This is a genomic window from Sinobaca sp. SA16-1 (assembly GCF_059510515.1).
In genome coordinates this window covers 688566-704471 of the sequence record NZ_JCAKFL010000003.1, presented here as the reverse complement: position 1 = coordinate 704471, position 15906 = coordinate 688566, and the positions used below count along the sequence as shown (strand labels likewise).

Annotated in this window: 21 protein-coding genes and 1 pseudogene; 7 read left to right on the top strand and 15 right to left on the bottom strand. The window is 45.9% G+C overall.

Annotation, left to right across the window (positions count from 1 at the left end):
• Nucleotides 1–83: 83 nt before the first annotated feature.
• The 3 genes from AC5W2J_RS11610 to AC5W2J_RS11600 all read right to left on the bottom strand — a co-directional run bounded on the left by AC5W2J_RS11610 (nucleotide 84) and on the right by AC5W2J_RS11600 (nucleotide 2268).
• Complete coding sequence (locus AC5W2J_RS11610; RefSeq protein ID WP_496059610.1) at nucleotides 84–1244, bottom strand: dicarboxylate/amino acid:cation symporter; 1161 nt, start codon at nucleotides 1242–1244, stop codon at nucleotides 84–86.
• Nucleotides 1245–1384: 140 nt separating this feature from the next.
• A complete protein-coding gene (locus AC5W2J_RS11605; protein WP_496059609.1) occupies nucleotides 1385–1621 on the bottom strand; it encodes a hypothetical protein in 237 nt (78 codons plus the stop codon).
• 161 nt (nucleotides 1622–1782) lie between these two features.
• Entirely contained in the window at nucleotides 1783–2268 is a 486-nt protein-coding gene (locus AC5W2J_RS11600; RefSeq protein WP_496059608.1) for a glutathione peroxidase, read from the bottom strand.
• 148 nt (nucleotides 2269–2416) lie between these two features.
• On the opposite strand from AC5W2J_RS11600, the gene AC5W2J_RS11595 reads away from it, so the two are divergent.
• Nucleotides 2417–2698 (top strand): hypothetical protein, encoded by a 282-nt coding sequence (locus tag AC5W2J_RS11595; RefSeq protein ID WP_496059607.1) that lies wholly within the window; start codon nucleotides 2417–2419, stop codon nucleotides 2696–2698.
• Between the two features lie 29 nt (nucleotides 2699–2727).
• On the opposite strand, the gene AC5W2J_RS11590 is transcribed toward AC5W2J_RS11595, so the two are convergent.
• From AC5W2J_RS11590 to AC5W2J_RS11580, 3 genes are all read right to left on the bottom strand, one after another.
• Entirely contained in the window at nucleotides 2728–3390 is a 663-nt protein-coding gene (locus AC5W2J_RS11590) for an HAD family hydrolase (protein WP_496059667.1), read from the bottom strand.
• 106 nt (nucleotides 3391–3496) lie between these two features.
• The gene (locus tag AC5W2J_RS11585) at nucleotides 3497–3700 is read right to left on the bottom strand and encodes a hypothetical protein (protein ID WP_496059606.1); all 204 of its coding nucleotides are present in this window, start codon (nucleotides 3698–3700) and stop codon (nucleotides 3497–3499) included.
• 69 nt (nucleotides 3701–3769) lie between these two features.
• Entirely contained in the window at nucleotides 3770–4231 is a 462-nt protein-coding gene (locus tag AC5W2J_RS11580) for an N-acetyltransferase (RefSeq protein ID WP_496059605.1), read from the bottom strand.
• A 281-nt stretch (nucleotides 4232–4512) separates the two neighbouring features.
• Here AC5W2J_RS11580 and AC5W2J_RS11575 point away from each other — a divergent pair, with 281 nt between their 5' ends.
• Entirely contained in the window at nucleotides 4513–5361 is an 849-nt protein-coding gene (locus AC5W2J_RS11575; protein WP_496059604.1) for a LysM peptidoglycan-binding domain-containing protein, read from the top strand.
• A 39-nt stretch (nucleotides 5362–5400) separates the two neighbouring features.
• Here AC5W2J_RS11575 and AC5W2J_RS11570 read toward each other — a convergent pair whose 3' ends face one another.
• Both AC5W2J_RS11570 and AC5W2J_RS11565 read right to left on the bottom strand, forming a co-directional pair.
• Nucleotides 5401–5778 carry an FAS1-like dehydratase domain-containing protein gene (locus tag AC5W2J_RS11570; protein ID WP_496059603.1) on the bottom strand — a complete coding sequence of 126 codons (378 nt, stop codon included), beginning with the start codon at nucleotides 5776–5778 and terminating at the stop codon, nucleotides 5401–5403.
• Between the two features lie 87 nt (nucleotides 5779–5865).
• Nucleotides 5866–6840 carry an NAD(P)H-quinone oxidoreductase gene (locus AC5W2J_RS11565; RefSeq protein ID WP_496059602.1) on the bottom strand — a complete coding sequence of 325 codons (975 nt, stop codon included), beginning with the start codon at nucleotides 6838–6840 and terminating at the stop codon, nucleotides 5866–5868.
• A gap of 123 nt (nucleotides 6841–6963) precedes the next feature.
• Between AC5W2J_RS11565 and AC5W2J_RS11560 the strand changes: the two genes are divergently transcribed.
• Nucleotides 6964–7749 carry an STAS domain-containing protein gene (locus AC5W2J_RS11560; protein WP_496059601.1) on the top strand — a complete coding sequence of 262 codons (786 nt, stop codon included), beginning with the start codon at nucleotides 6964–6966 and terminating at the stop codon, nucleotides 7747–7749.
• Between the two features lie 48 nt (nucleotides 7750–7797).
• Here AC5W2J_RS11560 and AC5W2J_RS11555 read toward each other — a convergent pair whose 3' ends face one another.
• From AC5W2J_RS11555 to AC5W2J_RS11525, 7 genes and pseudogenes are all read right to left on the bottom strand, one after another.
• A complete protein-coding gene (locus tag AC5W2J_RS11555; protein WP_496059600.1) occupies nucleotides 7798–8082 on the bottom strand; it encodes a hypothetical protein in 285 nt (94 codons plus the stop codon).
• Between the two features lie 26 nt (nucleotides 8083–8108).
• Nucleotides 8109–8339 carry a hypothetical protein gene (locus tag AC5W2J_RS11550; RefSeq protein ID WP_496059599.1) on the bottom strand — a complete coding sequence of 77 codons (231 nt, stop codon included), beginning with the start codon at nucleotides 8337–8339 and terminating at the stop codon, nucleotides 8109–8111.
• A gap of 16 nt (nucleotides 8340–8355) precedes the next feature.
• Nucleotides 8356–8682, bottom strand: coding sequence for a hypothetical protein (locus tag AC5W2J_RS11545; protein WP_496059598.1), 327 nt, complete (start codon nucleotides 8680–8682; stop codon nucleotides 8356–8358).
• 134 nt (nucleotides 8683–8816) lie between these two features.
• On the bottom strand, nucleotides 8817–10412 hold the full coding sequence (locus tag AC5W2J_RS11540; RefSeq protein WP_496059597.1) for an ABC transporter permease: 1596 nt from the start codon (nucleotides 10410–10412) through the stop codon (nucleotides 8817–8819).
• 13 nt (nucleotides 10413–10425) lie between these two features.
• Nucleotides 10426–11322 (bottom strand): ABC transporter ATP-binding protein, encoded by an 897-nt coding sequence (locus AC5W2J_RS11535; protein WP_496059596.1) that lies wholly within the window; start codon nucleotides 11320–11322, stop codon nucleotides 10426–10428.
• A complete protein-coding gene (locus AC5W2J_RS11530; RefSeq protein ID WP_496059595.1) occupies nucleotides 11273–11788 on the bottom strand; it encodes a TetR/AcrR family transcriptional regulator in 516 nt (171 codons plus the stop codon). Before AC5W2J_RS11530 ends, AC5W2J_RS11535 begins: the two co-directional genes overlap by 50 nt.
• Nucleotides 11789–11911: pseudogene (locus AC5W2J_RS11525) on the bottom strand (TetR/AcrR family transcriptional regulator); the annotation flags it as partial. It lies immediately after the preceding gene.
• Between the two features lie 246 nt (nucleotides 11912–12157).
• On the opposite strand from AC5W2J_RS11525, the gene AC5W2J_RS11520 reads away from it, so the two are divergent.
• The 4 genes from AC5W2J_RS11520 to AC5W2J_RS11505 all read left to right on the top strand — a co-directional run bounded on the left by AC5W2J_RS11520 (nucleotide 12158) and on the right by AC5W2J_RS11505 (nucleotide 15896).
• A complete protein-coding gene (locus tag AC5W2J_RS11520) occupies nucleotides 12158–13567 on the top strand; it encodes a cell wall-binding repeat-containing protein (RefSeq protein ID WP_496059594.1) in 1410 nt (469 codons plus the stop codon).
• Nucleotides 13568–13810: 243 nt separating this feature from the next.
• Complete coding sequence (locus AC5W2J_RS11515) at nucleotides 13811–14209, top strand: YhjD family protein (protein ID WP_496059593.1); 399 nt, start codon at nucleotides 13811–13813, stop codon at nucleotides 14207–14209.
• 98 nt (nucleotides 14210–14307) lie between these two features.
• Complete coding sequence (locus AC5W2J_RS11510) at nucleotides 14308–15306, top strand: aldo/keto reductase (protein WP_496059592.1); 999 nt, start codon at nucleotides 14308–14310, stop codon at nucleotides 15304–15306.
• Between the two features lie 155 nt (nucleotides 15307–15461).
• Nucleotides 15462–15896 (top strand): VOC family protein, encoded by a 435-nt coding sequence (locus AC5W2J_RS11505; protein WP_496059591.1) that lies wholly within the window; start codon nucleotides 15462–15464, stop codon nucleotides 15894–15896.
• Nucleotides 15897–15906 lie beyond the last annotated feature (10 nt).

The window sequence follows — 15906 nt, the reverse complement described above, 5'->3', positions numbered from 1 at the left end:
CCCTCTTCTTTCCAATAATAAAACAAAGACCCGCTCTTCACTATTGTTCGCCACAAAAAAGCAGAGCCCGCGGGCTCTGCTTTTTAATCCACGTCTATATTGGCTTTGCTGCTTTTTAAAGAGTTAATAATCATTGTAATGGCACCATCTCCGGTAACATTGGCTGCCGTTCCGAAGCTGTCCTGAGCCAGGTAAATGGCAATCATCAGGGCAACCGCTCCTTCATCGAAACCAAGCATGGTGGATAGTACCCCGACTGCTGCAACGACAGCGCCGCCCGGTACGCCGGGTGCTGCCACCATCATCACGCCGAGCGTCATAATAACAGGAATCATCGCCAGAAAGCCGGGAAACGCAAGCCCTGGATAAACGTACATGACGGCTGTGGCTGCTGTCACGATCGTAATCATGCTTCCTGATAAATGGATGTTCGCGCACAATGGCACGACAAAATTGGCTACAGCATGCCGCGCCTTTGTTTTTTTCACGGATTCCAGCGTTACCGGAATCGTAGCGGCACTGCTCATCGTACCTAATGCTGTGAAATAAGCAGGGAGCATCGTCTTTAGAAGCACAAAAGGATTTGTCCGGTTCAATGTTCCTGCAATACTATACTGAATCATAAGCCAGGCAAAATGCATTCCAATGGCGAGCAGCAGGACTATTCCAAATACGCCCAGCGTCTGCACGACAGTGCCTTCATAGCTCATTTCTGCAAATACACCTGCAATATAAAAAGGAAGCAGAGGGATCAGCACTTTACGAATCGACAGTTCTACAATGGACTGCCCTTCCGTGAAAAAGCCAAGCAGCTTTTGCGAACCGGTAGCGGCAATGCCAATACCAAACACAAATGCCAGCACGAGAGCCGTCAATACATCAAACACCGGCTCAATCGTGAAATCAATAAATCCTTCCATTTCAGAAGGCTGGGCTGCTTCTCCTCCTGTCAGACCTATAGCAGGAAGTACAAACACGACCACCGTTAACGCAAAAGTTCCTGCCAGCACCGTAGACGCGTAGGCTGTCCCGACGGTGGCCCCCAGGATACGCCCCGCTCCTCTTCCGAGGGAAGCTATTCCTGCTGTAATAAAAAACAGGATAATCAACGGAACCATAAAGAAAATAAACGTCCCAATCAGTTCTTTTATGGTTACCATCAGCTGTACGGTCGTTTCATTCCCCGCATAGCCAATAAGTGCCCCGGCTGCAATGCCGGCAAGTAAGCGAATGATTAATTTCATATGTATCCTCCAATAACTGCGTTAGACTCGTCATGCACCCCTCTCATTTTACCGGTATTCAGCCAACAAACAATCCTTTTCGTAAATTTGTCATAAAGAGCAGGACAATTTCATTTCACGCAGGTGCTGCGGCTTCATTTTTACTGGTATTTCACGTATAGTATCGCAAAATGTTTGAGCATGTCATGAATCGTCTGCTGATCGTTTTTAATATGATGAAGCATGCTCATTACTTCTTCTTGTTCTTCCTGGGAAGAAGACAAAATAACCCCTATCATAAAATCACTGTCTATCATATGCAGCTTATTATCCAGCACAAAGGTATAACGCTGTGCCTCTATAGGATGAAACTTAAAAAATGTTTGTATGTTATTCATTGGCATAATCAACAGCAGGCCGGGCCCACCCTTCACCACCTTTTCTAATAAATCGGAATGGTTATTATTATGCTATAAGAAGCCTGCCGCCGCAAGTCTTTTGTCTTATGGATAAAAAGTTCTGTGCCTATAAAAAAAGCGGCCTCCCGGGCCGCACTGTCTTACTCGTTTTTTTCAAGAAGTCTGCGGATATCGTCTTCCATATCCTTTGGTGCTGTTTTCGGTCCGTAGCGGGAAACTACTCTGCCTTCCTGGTCTACCAGAAACTTCGTGAAGTTCCATTTGATAGCAGAGCCGAACACGCCGCCTTCTTCTTTCTTTAAGTATTTATATAAAGGATGGGCCTCCGGTCCGTTCACTTTTACTTTCGCAAACAGGGGAAACGTTACGCCGAAATTCACTTTGCACGTTTCTTCCATCGCTTCATCCTCTACAGGTTCCTGGTTGAGAAAATCATTGGATGGAAATCCGACTACGGCAAGGCCTTCCTCTTTATAGTTTTTATGGAGCGCTTCGAGTCCGTCAAACTGAGGAGCAAGCCCGCATTTGGTCGCTGTATTTACGATCAGCATGACCTGCCCTTTATAATCGGATAATGCCTTCTCCTCTTCTTTAGGGGTTTTCACTGTAAAGTCATGTACACTCATTTTTATCCTCTCCTTTCTTTATTTACTATAAATAACTTTAAAAAGAACCGCAATGAATCGAGCTTCCCTGCAGGCATCATGCTTTCTGTGCATGTCACGATTTGGTACACTGAATAGGAACTGTTAGAAAGAAGGAGAGTAATACGCTATGAGCTTTATGATTGTAAATTATGAACTGGCTATCACCGGCCGCCAGCGTGATTTCGGCGCTATTGAAAAGTATATCCGCACCTCTTTTAAATCAAGGGAGCTTACCAGCTCCTGCTGGATGATTGAAACGTCCTTTCGGCAGACGCCGGCGCAGATTGTCGCCGAAATTTATTCCCTGCAGGATGTCGATGAAGACCATGACCGTGTGGTCGCCGCGATCGTCAGCCCGGGAAACCCCGGCCTGTATTTCTCCCGGAATGAACGAGCCAATCAGGCATAAAAAAGGAATCCCGCGATGGGATTCCTTTTTTATGCTTTTTCATTAATATATTGGATCAATTCCTGCAGTTCCATGTCCGCCATCGATTCCAACTGATGGGACACTTCCCCGAATTCCATTGCTTTCGTGACCGTATTCGGAAACACCACACAGGCCATTCCCGCTCTTCTTGCAGCGAGCGCCCCATTTGCCGAATCTTCAAATACGAGACACTCTTCCGGGGAAAGACCGAGCTGTTTGGCAGTTATTTGATAAAGCGCAGGATCGGGTTTGACAATCTCCACGTCATCTTTCGTATTGATCGTTTCAAAATGATCATACAGCCCTAATGTCTTCAAATGACGGGACACCCAGGAATAATCGGAGCTCGAGGCGAGACCGATTTTTAAATTCAGGTGCGAAGCGGCCTGAAGGTAGTCATGCACGCCGGGACGCGGCTGTTCAGACGACAACTTTTCCACGAAGGTTTCGTTCAGTCTTTTTTCAAGCACCTCATGTTCAACCGGGGTCTGCAGCTGCTCTTCCAAATAGGAAAACGGCCTGAATCCCGTGTACGTGCCAATCTGTTCCTGCCACAATGCCAGCGGCAGTTCGTGGCCGTGCTCTTTGTATATCGTATTCATCACTTCATATTGATGGGTTTCTGTATCAAGAATCAATCCGTCAAAATCGAATATAACGCCTTTAATCATCGCTGCCACTCTCCTTTTGTCTTCTGCATTATAAAATATCTATTCTTTCCTGGCAATCAAGAAAGCCCGGCAAAAAAAAACACATCCCGGAGGATGTGCGGTTTGTTTATGCTTCCTGGTGAGCTTGATCGATGGTAATCAGGACAACATCCTTCATTAAAAAACGGTGGAGCGTTCCGGAGGAATCATGAAACTGAATTTCATTTTCAGCAAAAATACGGTTGCTGAGCGATTCAGAAGGTTCATCTGTTTTGATCATATGAACAACAGAAAAGTCTTTGGAAAAGTAATACGTTACGCGGTAATGCATACAGCAGGCACCTCCTTTATTCTCTCTACTTCGTTTGTATTCGCTGTGTCCTGCCGTTATCCCTTTCCTTTATACATAAACGACCATTGCAACTTCGTCACAGTTGGTAAATTTCGCGCAGTGTATGCAGTCTTTCCACACTTTCTGCGGCATCGTTTCCTTCTGGGTGATATGAAATCCACACTTTTCAAAAAAAGGAACCTGGTAGGTGAGTGAAAGAAGCTTTTCGATGCGGCGCTCTCTTGTTTCTTCCACGATCCGCTCAACCAGTTTGCTGCCGATTCCCTTGCCCTGTCCGCTTTTATTTACCGCGAGGGAGCGGATTTCTGCCAGAGAAGGATCAAAGACGGTAATTCCTGCCACGCCGTAAATCAAAGAAGCTTCTTCTGCCACAAACATTGCTTCTGCTTCTATCTCCTGCCGGATTGCTTCACGGGTGCGATGAAGCATAAGCCCCTGCAGGGCGTAATCGTAAACAATGCTATATATAGATTCTACATCCCCCGGCCGGGCTTTTCTTATCGTAACCATGATCTTTCTCCTTTATCCTTTTACTCTTTCATTCAGTGTAATGGAAACCAGGATAAATGTAAATAAATAATCACATAAATGTATTTTTATTCATTTTCATGTTTATAAAAATTTTGTTCTATTCAGCGAATTTTTGTTTCTTTTCCTTCTTTTAAAGGTATAATAAGAGTAGTACCAATCCTCTATATCACCCCATCCTGATTCCATTTTTCCTTTTTTCGTATTCAAAATGTACATGTTGCATTTTAGTGAAACCCACTAACGAAAAGGAGTTGTTGAAAATGGTTTCTTCCCTTCCTACCCGCTCAACCAGCCACCAGAACAAAAAGGTCGTACGCCGGAAAGTATGGCGGGTCTCGCTTGCATCCAGTATAGCGGCTGCCGGTTTCTTAACATTATCCACTGCCGGAAGTGCGTGCGCATGCAGTGAGGATTACCGGGTTCAGCCAGGTGACACCCTTTACTCGATTGCCAACAAACACAAAGTTACCGTCGAACAGCTGCAAAGTGTAAATGAACTGCATTCGTACATGATCCGTTCCGGACAGACGCTTCTCGTCCCTATAGAAGCTGCCAATAATGAGAATGCCAATCAAGGAAAAGGCGTTCCACTTGACCAGTTTCAGAAAAGTAAATCCAAATCAGGCAGTTATACCGTGGTATCGGGAGACACCATGTACCGCATTGCCCGGGCCCACAACATGACCGTGCCTGCGCTGCAGCAGTTAAATAAGAAAAAAGGCACAACCATTTACGTCGGGGAAAAGCTGAAAGTAAAAGCCTCTCCTGCCGCCACCACTGCCAAAGCGTCCTATAAGGTACAGCCGGGTGACACGATGTATTCGCTCGCTAACCGTTTCGGCACTACCGTTTCTTCATTAAAACAACTAAACAACAAAAAAACTTCTGCGCTTTGGGCCGGAGAAAGCTTAAAAATCCCCAATGTGATAACTACAAAAGCCAAATATATCGGCCAGGGCGACAACCACACGCTCTATTTTCAGATAAACGGTAAAGAAACAGCGGTTAGCAAAGCATACAGCACCACCTACTCCCTGAAAGAAGGCAGTACGGTTACCCTGCATTACACCACAAAAGGGGCCCGTCCTGCAGTGGTCGCTGTCTATTAATCATGAATCCAGGCCCCTTCCATACAGGAAGAGGCCTTTTTAACGATGCAGAATAACGCCGATGCTTGTACCGCGCAGCACTTCTTTTCCGTTCTGGTTGCGGTATGTCGAGCGGAGCGACACGACCTGACGGGCTTCTTCTTTATCGACAGTAAGAATTTCGAGTTCACACGTTACTGTATCTCCACTGAAGACCGGGCGCAGAAATTCACTGTTTAGTTCTCTTGCAATATAATGCAGCCCTCCGCCAATTTTCGTGCCGATGCTTGCGGTCAGCAGCCCGTGAACCATCACCCGTCCTTTTTCATCTTCTTCCATATGATGCCTGCCGGTATCTCCTGTTATTTCGGCAAAATGGCGCACTTCCTCCCGTTGGAACGTTTTTTCTCCCCGAAATACATCGCCTGGTTTAACCATCGTTTTCCTCCTCTAAAAAATGAATGAATATTCATTCTCTATTCTACCATAATCGAGCAGGAAGCGATGCTGCTCCCTGCTTGCCGTTCAACTGATCCGCAGAATAATTTTGCCGATATTTTTGTTGGATTCCATTTTTGTGTGGGCGGCGGACGCTTCCTCCAGGGAAAATACTTCGTCCACTACCGGTGCCAGATCCCCGCGTTGAAATAAATGCATGGTATGTTTCACAAAATCGGCAGTGAGTTCCGCTTTGTATTCACTGCTTCTTGGTGTTAACAATGTCCCTGTAATCTGAACGCGCTTTAAGAGTACGTCCATTAAATTCATTTTTTCCACAACCGCGCCTCCGAGTATACCGATCAACACCCAGCGTCCGTCGGTTCGTACGCTATTTAGGTTTTTTTCCCAGTAGGAGGCTCCGATAAAGTCCAAAATCAAGTCTACACCCGTATTGTCTGTAACGTTTAGTACTTCTTTCTCAAATTTTTCGGTTTTGTAGTTAATGCACACGGAAGCACCAAGATTACGGCACGCATCGAGTTTTTTCTGCGATCCTGCGGTTACAATGATCCGTGCCTGGCTGAGCCTGTGGGCAAGCTGCACCGCGGCGGTTCCTACACCGCTTGCCCCTGCATGAATAAGGACCGTTTCTTCTTTTTGAAGCCGTCCAATCCAGTAGAGCGTCTGAAACGCCGTTAGAAATACCTCAGGAATGGCTGCGGCTTCCTCGAAGGACAAAGATGAGGGTATCGGCATCGCCCGGTCAGCGGGCATTACGGCGTATTCTGCATAGCCGCCGCCTTCGACAAGTCCCATTACCCGGTCTCCTTTCTGCCAGGACCAGCTGTCGCTCTCCACTACCGTACCGGCTACTTCTATTCCAAGGATAGGATTTTTCATGTAACCGGCTTTCCCTTCACGTGCTAGAATATCCGTCCGGTTAATTGCAGCGGCTTCTACTTTAATTAAAAGCTCACGCCTGCCCCGTTCCGGCAGCGGCTGATTTGTTACCTGCAGCTGATCTGCACCGCCGGCTTCCTTTACCGTTACAGCTCTCATGTATAAAACTCCTTTGTTTATAGTAAACAGCTCATGTTATATTCCTTCTTTTTTCTATTGCCAAATCCTGCCGATTTTAAAGCGGAAGGCTGGCATTATGTGGTAACCTATAATCAAAAGAATATGACTTTACGATGGAGGCGGTATCCTATGTCAGGTATTGGCAGCATTCCTTCAAATATGAGTTCCCGGACCATTCTTAACAGTATTGGTGAAAATGTAATGCTCTTGGATAAGGAGTATACAATCATTTGGGCGAATAAACAGGCGGCGGTATTATTGAAGGAAGCTGCCCCGTTGTTTTATATGACTGGACCGGAAGATTTTATCGGCGTTTCCATTCATCATTTTTATGATTTAAGCGCGCATCAGCTCGATGTGATGAAGCACATGCAGCAGACACAGCGGACACGCATTACGATAAAACAAACGATCGTTGCCGATATTGTCATTACTCCTCTCCAGGAGGAAGACCACATTATTGGTTTTGTTGTAATGCTGATGGATGTGACCTCACGAGCGGAGGAAGAAAAACGAAAAGAAGCATGGTACCGGAAGCTGTCTATTCCAATCGTACATATTTGGGACCGCACGATCGTGCTGCCTATGATTGGAGAATTCAATGAAGAACGTGCCGGGCACATGCTGCACTCTCTTTTAGAAGAATGCAGCACACACCGAATCGAGTACGTTATATTAAATCTGGGCGCAGTATATGAATTCGAAGATCGTTTGAAATACTATATTCAGCGGGTGCATGACAGCCTGAAATTAGTCGGCACGCAGTGTATTGTTGTTGGCATGAGCAGCAATCTTGCTATGACTATGGGGAATCTGGAACGGAATATTCCTACCTTCCCTCATTCCAAAACCGGACTAAAATATGTGATGAAACAGATGAATCCCTAAGCGTCTTACCGCCAAAAAGTCCCCGGCTTGAGCCGGAGACTTTCCATGTCACGCTTCATTTAGTTCACCGGCTCCTTGAAACACAAGGAGCTTTTTATTTTGTTCTACGTTTTCAGACGTAAAGGTACGCCCGGTAAACATCGTATCATCTGCTGTGTAAAGCTTTAAATAGTACTCATCCGTATGGTGCAGTCCTTCTTCTTCCAGGGTTAGTACCGGATGATGCATCTCAAACTGCCAGCTGTCTTCCGTGTTTTCCACAGATAAAATGCCACCCTGGCAGTCGATGAATTGATCATTGATGTAGACCAGTTTGATCTCAATGTCTCTCATACGTGAATCCTCCCCCGAAATAATCGTTAATTAGCGTTTTTCTTCCGGTCTTCTTCCAGCTTGTTTAATGAGGAAATAATGTGCTTGTCTTCTGTATCGTTGTTTACTCCTAAAGAGGCAATTCGTTCATCTTTGAGCCACTGCGTATAAATTTTGTAGCCGTTGGAGTTAAATTTATTTTTTGTTTCTTCTTTCGTGGCTTCTTCGTCAAACACGAATCCACGCTCCGTTAATACTTCTTCGCTGTATTGCTTCATGGACTGTCATTCCTTTCTATCCGTTGTGTGTTAATTTTTCTTCGACTTCGGTTAAAGGCTCCGTTCCCTGAAATTTGTAATTGTAGACGCCTTGATTCTTTTTGTCGCCGTGTAAAGGAATCGGCCGCGCCCGTCCTTTATATGTGCCGAATTTATCATTATCCGAGTAAATCGTCAATTCCACGCTTCCATCTTTTGTTTTTTGAAAATCTTTCAACGTGAGGTTCAAATACTGGACCTGAAGGACCCACCTGCTGTTGGAATGCCACTCAAGCACCATTTTATCGGCTTTATAATGGGTTTTTCCATTGATCGCAATTTTATTAACACCAATTCTTCTCATCGTGCAGACCCTCCTTTAGGTTATATAAAAACATACCCGTTTTCGAGAAACTTATACCCGAAATAGATTTCCATGTTTTTGTTTACATAATAATAATATAGACAATAATATAATCAACTGTTTATTTGTACATATTATCCATTCGTATCCCGTCTCATAAATCCTATAAATCCGGCTGTCCCGAGCAGAATGGCTGTAATCACCAATCCTATGATTGGCATGGTATTCACGTCTTCTAGTGGATATGATGCTACCCAGCCAAACGGTGTCAGTTCGGCCACCCAGTCCGGAAACTGAAAGATCCCCCCAAAATATACAGCCACATAGGAATAGCCTAAATACAGCCAGACTATAAACGTATACTTGGGGAAAAACCCAATCAGGAGAACAGCCAGACCGGTCATCACCCATAAAGCCGGGAGATAAAGAGAGGCAGAAGTAAACACCGTAGAAATTGAGATGCTTTCCTGGTCTATCGCCAACGCCATCCCACCAGCTGTTGCAAGCAGCATCACGATACTAAGCGTAACGGAAAGAATCGCATAACTGCCTAGCAGCTGCACCCGGGAAACCGAACGGCCCAGTATGTGCTGCAAGCGTTCTTTTTTCTCTTCCGTTTTTATTTTCAATACAGCTATGACAGCAGGAATGGTTCCAATAAGAGACATGACAGCCATTAAAATCGGCAGAAACTGCTCGCTTAGCGTGAAATCAGAAGTCTGCGAAATAATTCCCTGCATGACATCCGTTGTTTCAAAGAAAGCCTCCGTATCGGTCAATACCGATCCGTACGTGATACCAAGCAGCAGAAGAGCAGCAGTCCAGAATAATATACCGGTCCGCTGCAGCCTGAAAGCAAGTCCACCTGGTCCCTGCAGCAGCAGTCCAGCTTCTTTTTTTCCTTTTTTGGCTGAAAACAAACCAGCTCCTGTGTCTCTTGCTGCATTGATATACAGGGCGGTACCTGCTGTTAGGAGCACTGCAGCCGCTAACAGCCACAGCGGCCACCAGATGTTGTTTACAAAGACTTCCGTCTGCTGCGCCCACCCTATCGGAGACAGCCAGGAGAGAGCATTTTCATTCACATCTCCAATGGCACGAAGGGCATACGTGGTCATTAATAAACCAAACGCCAGACCGGTCGCGGTTTTGGCGCCCTGGGCAAGCTGTGCGGAAAGAGCCGTTCCCGCTGCAAAAAAACACCCGCACAGCCCGATAGCGGCAGAATAGAGAAAAGCACCTGCCCCATCAATGCTCTCAATATTAAGCATCATTAATGCCGCTGTCATCATTAGAACTAAAACGGCATTTAAAAAAAACGCCGTGCCAATCACTGAAGCTAATGAAGACATTCTGCCGATTGGCAGGGCTATCAGCATTTCTGTCTTTCCGTCCTCTTCATCGCCTCTTGTATTGCGGCTCACAAACAGGATATTCATGATGCCGGCTGTAAGGGCCGTCATCGCAAGCATCTGATGGCCCATCATAGCGCCATACGTATAATTATCCAATCCATAGCCGCGCCCTACTATCGCTGTTGTCGCCGGGTTTACCATCGCCGTCGTAAGCGCCTGGCGTTCTGCCTCGGAGGGGTAAAGTCCTAAAAAGGAGGCTGCCGTTCCGGCAGTTATTCCAACCAATACTATCAGCCATATGAGAAAACGAAGCTTGTTGCGCTTGATGACAAACCAGGACAGTTTTTCCGTTTGGGCAAATAAAGACTGATACATCTTCCTTCCCCCTCTATTGCGCTTTTGGACGCGCGGTTTCATAATGGCGCAAAAACAAATCTTCCAGCGTAGGAGGTGCACTTTCGAGCCGGGTAATCCCAAAAGAACTGACAAACGCCATCACATGCTCCAGTTCTTCTGTATCCACCTGGAATTGAAGAGCACCTTCTTTATGGGTCATTTCGTGGACACCTTTTAAAGAAGACAGCCCCTGCGGCGGTTTCTTCGTCTCCAGCAGCAGAGTGGTTCTCGTTAAATGACGAAGATCGGCAAGACTGCCGGTTTCGATAATTTCCCCCTGACGGATAATGCTGAGCCGGTCGCACAGTTTCTCCACTTCGGACAGAATATGGCTTGATAAAAGCACACTTTTTCCATTTTTCCTTGCTTCCAGTACCTGCTTTTGAAAAATCTTTTCCATCAGCGGATCGAGTCCGGATGTTGGTTCATCCATAATATACAAATCTGCTTCAGACGCAAAGGCAGCGATCAATGCCACTTTCTGCCGGTTTCCTTTTGAATAGGCTCCGCACTTTTTAGCCGGATCCAGATCGAACATCTCGATGAGCTCGCTGCGCCTCTTCGCATTCTTCGTTCCATGAAGCTTCATAAACAAGTCAATAACTTCTCCGCCCGTTAAATTCGGCCAGAGGCTGACGTCACCCGGAACATAGGCAATTCGCTTATGCACGGCGACCGCTTCTTTCCATACATCCTTTCCAAAGATACGGGCACTTCCGCTTGTTGCTTTAATCGCACCCAGCAGCACACGAAGCGTCGTGGACTTTCCTGCCCCATTCGGGCCGATAAATCCGTAAACCTCGCCTTCTTTCACTTCGATACTCACTCGATCAAGTGCCTTAACCCGTCCAAACGTCTTTGTCAGCTCCGTCGTCTCCAGAATAGTCATGACAGCTTACCTCCTGTTTATAGAAGCTTTTTTTTAATATGTCTAAATAGTCATGAAATTCATCCCAAAAAGGCTCCATTTTTATTTCACTTATCATTTTCCCGTGCAGCCTGTGCTTTATATCATTGCCGTAACCTTCCACTGCCCAGGTGATCAGCTTAAATACTTTTTCTACATCGACGTCGTCCCGGAAAAGTGTCATATCGACGTTATGGTACATCTTGCTGTAGCCAAGCCTCGTCAATTCCTCATATTTTTCCCGCAGGGACGGGCTCCACTCTTTTTCGTCTGATAGAAACAACGTGCCGAGAAACGCAAAAAGATACGGATGCGATAAGTAACAGTGTAGTTTCTGCTCCGATGTTTTCCGGTAGCGCTCGATAAAATCAGTTTCGGACTCATCAATGTAGGCATAATATTCCGTTTTGATAAATTCCATGCTGTAGTCCACTAAATATTCGTACATGCCTTTTTTGCTTTTAAAGTAATAAAACAGCATCCCTTTACCGATCTGGGCATCTTTAACGATATTGTTTGTGGACGCCTGCTTGTATCCATTGTCGCTGAATTCTTTTAATGCGGCGTCCAGAATGGCTTTTTTCTTCTCCGGCTGCAGGTTTGCAAAAGATGTTGTAATAAGCCATCCCTCCGTTCATTTTTATTAGACCGCATTGGTCGACTTAAATATAGCATGTTCGACCGTTCTGGTCAATTTACTTTTTTCCCTTCAAATGTTTACAGAACCTGCCGATAACTAGAGTATGCGCCTCCCATAAATGAGACCCTCTGCACGTGATATTAGAAACACCAAAACATACATATGGAGGAATACATAATGAAAAAATCTTTACTACGCTGCACTACTCCTTTGGTATTTGCCTGTCTGATTGGCTTTGCTGCTTTCCCTACTACAGCGGACGCCTCGGAGCGAATACACGGGCAGGACCGGATTGGTACCTCCATTGGCATTTCAGAATACGGATGGAATAAAAGTGATTATGCCATTCTAGCCCGAGCAGATCATCCTGCTGATGCGCTGGCTTCTGCAAGCCTGGTTGCTAAAAATGATGCTCCCATACTGTTAACAAGATCTGGCTCTCTTGACTCCCGTATTATTTCGGAACTGCGCCGCTTAAACACGAAAACAGTTTATCTTTTGGGTGGCACGCAGGCAATTTCTTCTACTGTAGAAAAAAAGCTGAACGCTGAAGGCATTTCTGTCCAGCGTATTTCTGGAGACACCCGTTATGAAACAGCTGAAGCCGTGAACGAAACTTCCAGTTATGATAAGAAAAGTTCCGCTCTTCTCGTAAGCGGTGAAGTGGCAGCTGATGCACTAAGTGCTTCCGGCATGGCTGCCATTAAAGAACGTCCGATATATTTAACCAGAAAAAACAGTTTAAGTGTGAACCTTCCAGCTAACGTTAAACATGTAACTATTTTCGGAGGCACGGCTGCAGTAAGTGCCTCTGTAGAGCAGCAGCTTCGCAATGAAGGACGAACGGTAGAAAGAATTCAAGGAGCAGATCGTTATGAAACAAGTATTGCTGCTGCAGAATCTTTATCCGCCTCCGGACAACATAATATTTATGTGCGCGGTACTTCTGTAAACACTCAACAGGAAGATTACCCTGATGCTGTAGCTGCGGCTGGACTTGCAAATAAGTTGAATGCACCAGTTATCTTATCCCATCACAGCAGCGCTCGAACAGCTACCGTCGACTACGCTCAAAATTCCTCCAACCGCAGCTTAATCTTAGGGGGAACTGCGGCCATCAGCGATTCGGTAATGGCAGCTTATGAAAAATCTTCCAACAGCGATACATCGACCCCTGAACCACCTAAAGAACAGGTCGGCGGCGTTCATACGAGCGTTATTGATAACGTCATCGCAAGGGGAGAAAGCTATATCGGCACTCCGTACTTGTTTGGAGCAGCCCCTACAATAACGTCGGCTTTTGACTGTTCATCCTTTACCCAGCGTGTGTTTGCTGAAAATGGTATTACGCTTCCACGGACTTCACGCCAGCAGTATTTAGCCGGAACCCCCGTTGCTCGGTCCAACCTGAAAAAAGGAGACCTTGTCTTTTTTGATACGAATAAAAATGGCATCATTAACCATGTGTCTATCTATATTGATAACAACACATTATTTCATGCCACAGTGAGTAAAGGCGTGGATTACACCCCCTTTTCTGCCTACTGGAATGATGGATACTTCGGTGCTGTTCGTGTGACGCCTTAATTCTCATAAAGGTTTTCTTCTTTTGGAAACGGGTAGAACAATAGGAATTACGTTTTAAAAGAAGGAACCGTACATGAAACGAAACGCTGACCAGGGAAACTAAAAACAGCATCTTTCCTATTTGTGGGAAAGGCGCTGTTTTTTATTTACAGTCGATTCGTATTTAAGTCTTCACAGGGGAACGTTTATTCGTATATACTTAGAAAAATCCTGTTCTGCTGCTTCAGGAAAGAGAGGTGTGCGATGGAAGACGTCAAAATGATAGAAGAGCAGCACCTTCAGACCGCAGATCGTTTTCTGCTTACCGAGCTGCTTGTGAATACAATGGAACAAGACCGCTCTTTTTTTCTGGAAAAGACGATGAAGCTTGGTCACTACTACCAGGAATTGTTTGACGTGCTGATTCTCCGGATAAAACGGGACCTCCGTGATATCAAGCAGGATCTACAGCAGCAAGGCATTCGGCTTGCCCGGGCCGATGCAGCCTATCCGGGTTTTATTGTATATGACATTTACTGCCAAGGCCGTCATGAGCGTCTACACCTGTTGAAGCTCAACATGAAAAAACGCATCAGTGAGCTGCTTCGCTATTACCTGCTCGGCGATTCTGCTTTTTTCGATACATATTATTCATTAAAGTAACAAACGGACACTGGAGTCAATATTTTACATTACAGCGTTTACATAACGGGGGTTAAGCTTTATACTTTTTGTAACTACTCAAGCAGGAGGCGGCTTATATGAAATACAATCCGATCGGAAAAACAGGTATTTCTGTATCTGAGCTTTGTTTTGGCACGATGTCTTTTGGAGGCAATGCAGACGAAGAAACGTCTAAAACTATGTTCAATCGCTGCCGGGAAGCCGGCATTAACTTTTTTGATACTGCCAACAACTACAATGACAGCCGGGCGGAAATAATTCTGGGAGACTGTATCGCCGGATGCCGGAATGATATTGTGCTCACAACCAAAGTGGCCAATCCAACCGGTACGGATGTGAATGCACGCGGATTGTCCAGGCGTCATATCATGCTTGAGGTCGAGAACAGCCTGCGCCGGCTGAAAACGGATCGAATTGACTTTTATTTTCTACATAAATTCGATTCACTCACCCCAATGGAAGAAACTCTCCGCGCTCTTGACGATCTGCAGCGCCAGGGGAAAATCCTTTATCCGGCGGCCAGCAACTGGGCAGCCTGGCAGCTCGCGAAAGCTCTGGGTATTTCAGCTAAAGAACATCTCAGCCGCTTTGAGTTGATCCAGCCGATGTATAACCTTGCCAAGCGTCAGGCCGAAGTCGAAATCCTTCCCTTTGCCGCTTCCGAACAGGTCGGAGTGATCTCCTACAGTCCTCTCGGGGGCGGCCTGCTTACCGGAAAATACGGCGTAACGGACAGACCGGTCCAGGGACGTTTGGTCGAACAAAAGATGTACACCGACCGTTATGCAGATACGGTTAATTTCGATATTGCTGCACGCTTTTCTTCCTATGCAGCCACCCATGGCATCCACCCCGCTTCTCTCGCTGTCGCCTGGGCTAAATCGCATCCTGGTATCACCGCCCCTATTATCGGAGCGCGCAGCCCGGAGCAGCTTGAGCATTCGTTAAACTCATTGGATATTAATATGACACCTGAATGGCGCGATGAAATTTCTGCCTTATCCCCTGCTCCGCCTTCGGCCACGGACCGTTCGGAAGAGCTTATTACCACTAAACCTCAGAATCACATCCTGTAGCCTACAGCGCAGGATTTTTTGTTGATTTTTTTAAAGGGAACTATTGGGTTATCCAGAATATATTTAATAACAAGCCATATATTGAGAGGTGATGTGATGGGAGCAGTCATCTTCGGTCTTCTTTTCCGACTACGAATAAAGGAGGCAGTATACTGATGATTCAAGGGATGAATCCGTATCTTATGATTGATGGCAAAGGCCGGGAAGCCATTGTATTTTATGAAAAAGCTTTAGGAGCTGAAGTGATTGACAGTCAAACGTATGGGGATATAAAAGATATGGAAGGCATGGAAATACCGGAAGGTGCCGAAGGGCTTATCCTGCACGCCTATTTAAAAATAGGCGACATGGATTTAATGCTCTCCGATTCGCTTCCGGGGATGCCCGGACCGGATGTTTCCGGAAGTCTGGTAGCCATTGCGCTTCATGTAAGTGATGCCTCCTCTGCGGAACAGATATTTCAGGCGCTTGAAGCTGAAGGAGAAGTCGTGATGCCGCTTGAGAAAAACTTTTTCAGCCCGGCCTACGGCCAGGTAAAAGATCCATTCGGCGTGCTGTGGCACGTGTCGACTGTAGAAGAAAACCAATAATAAAAGCTGA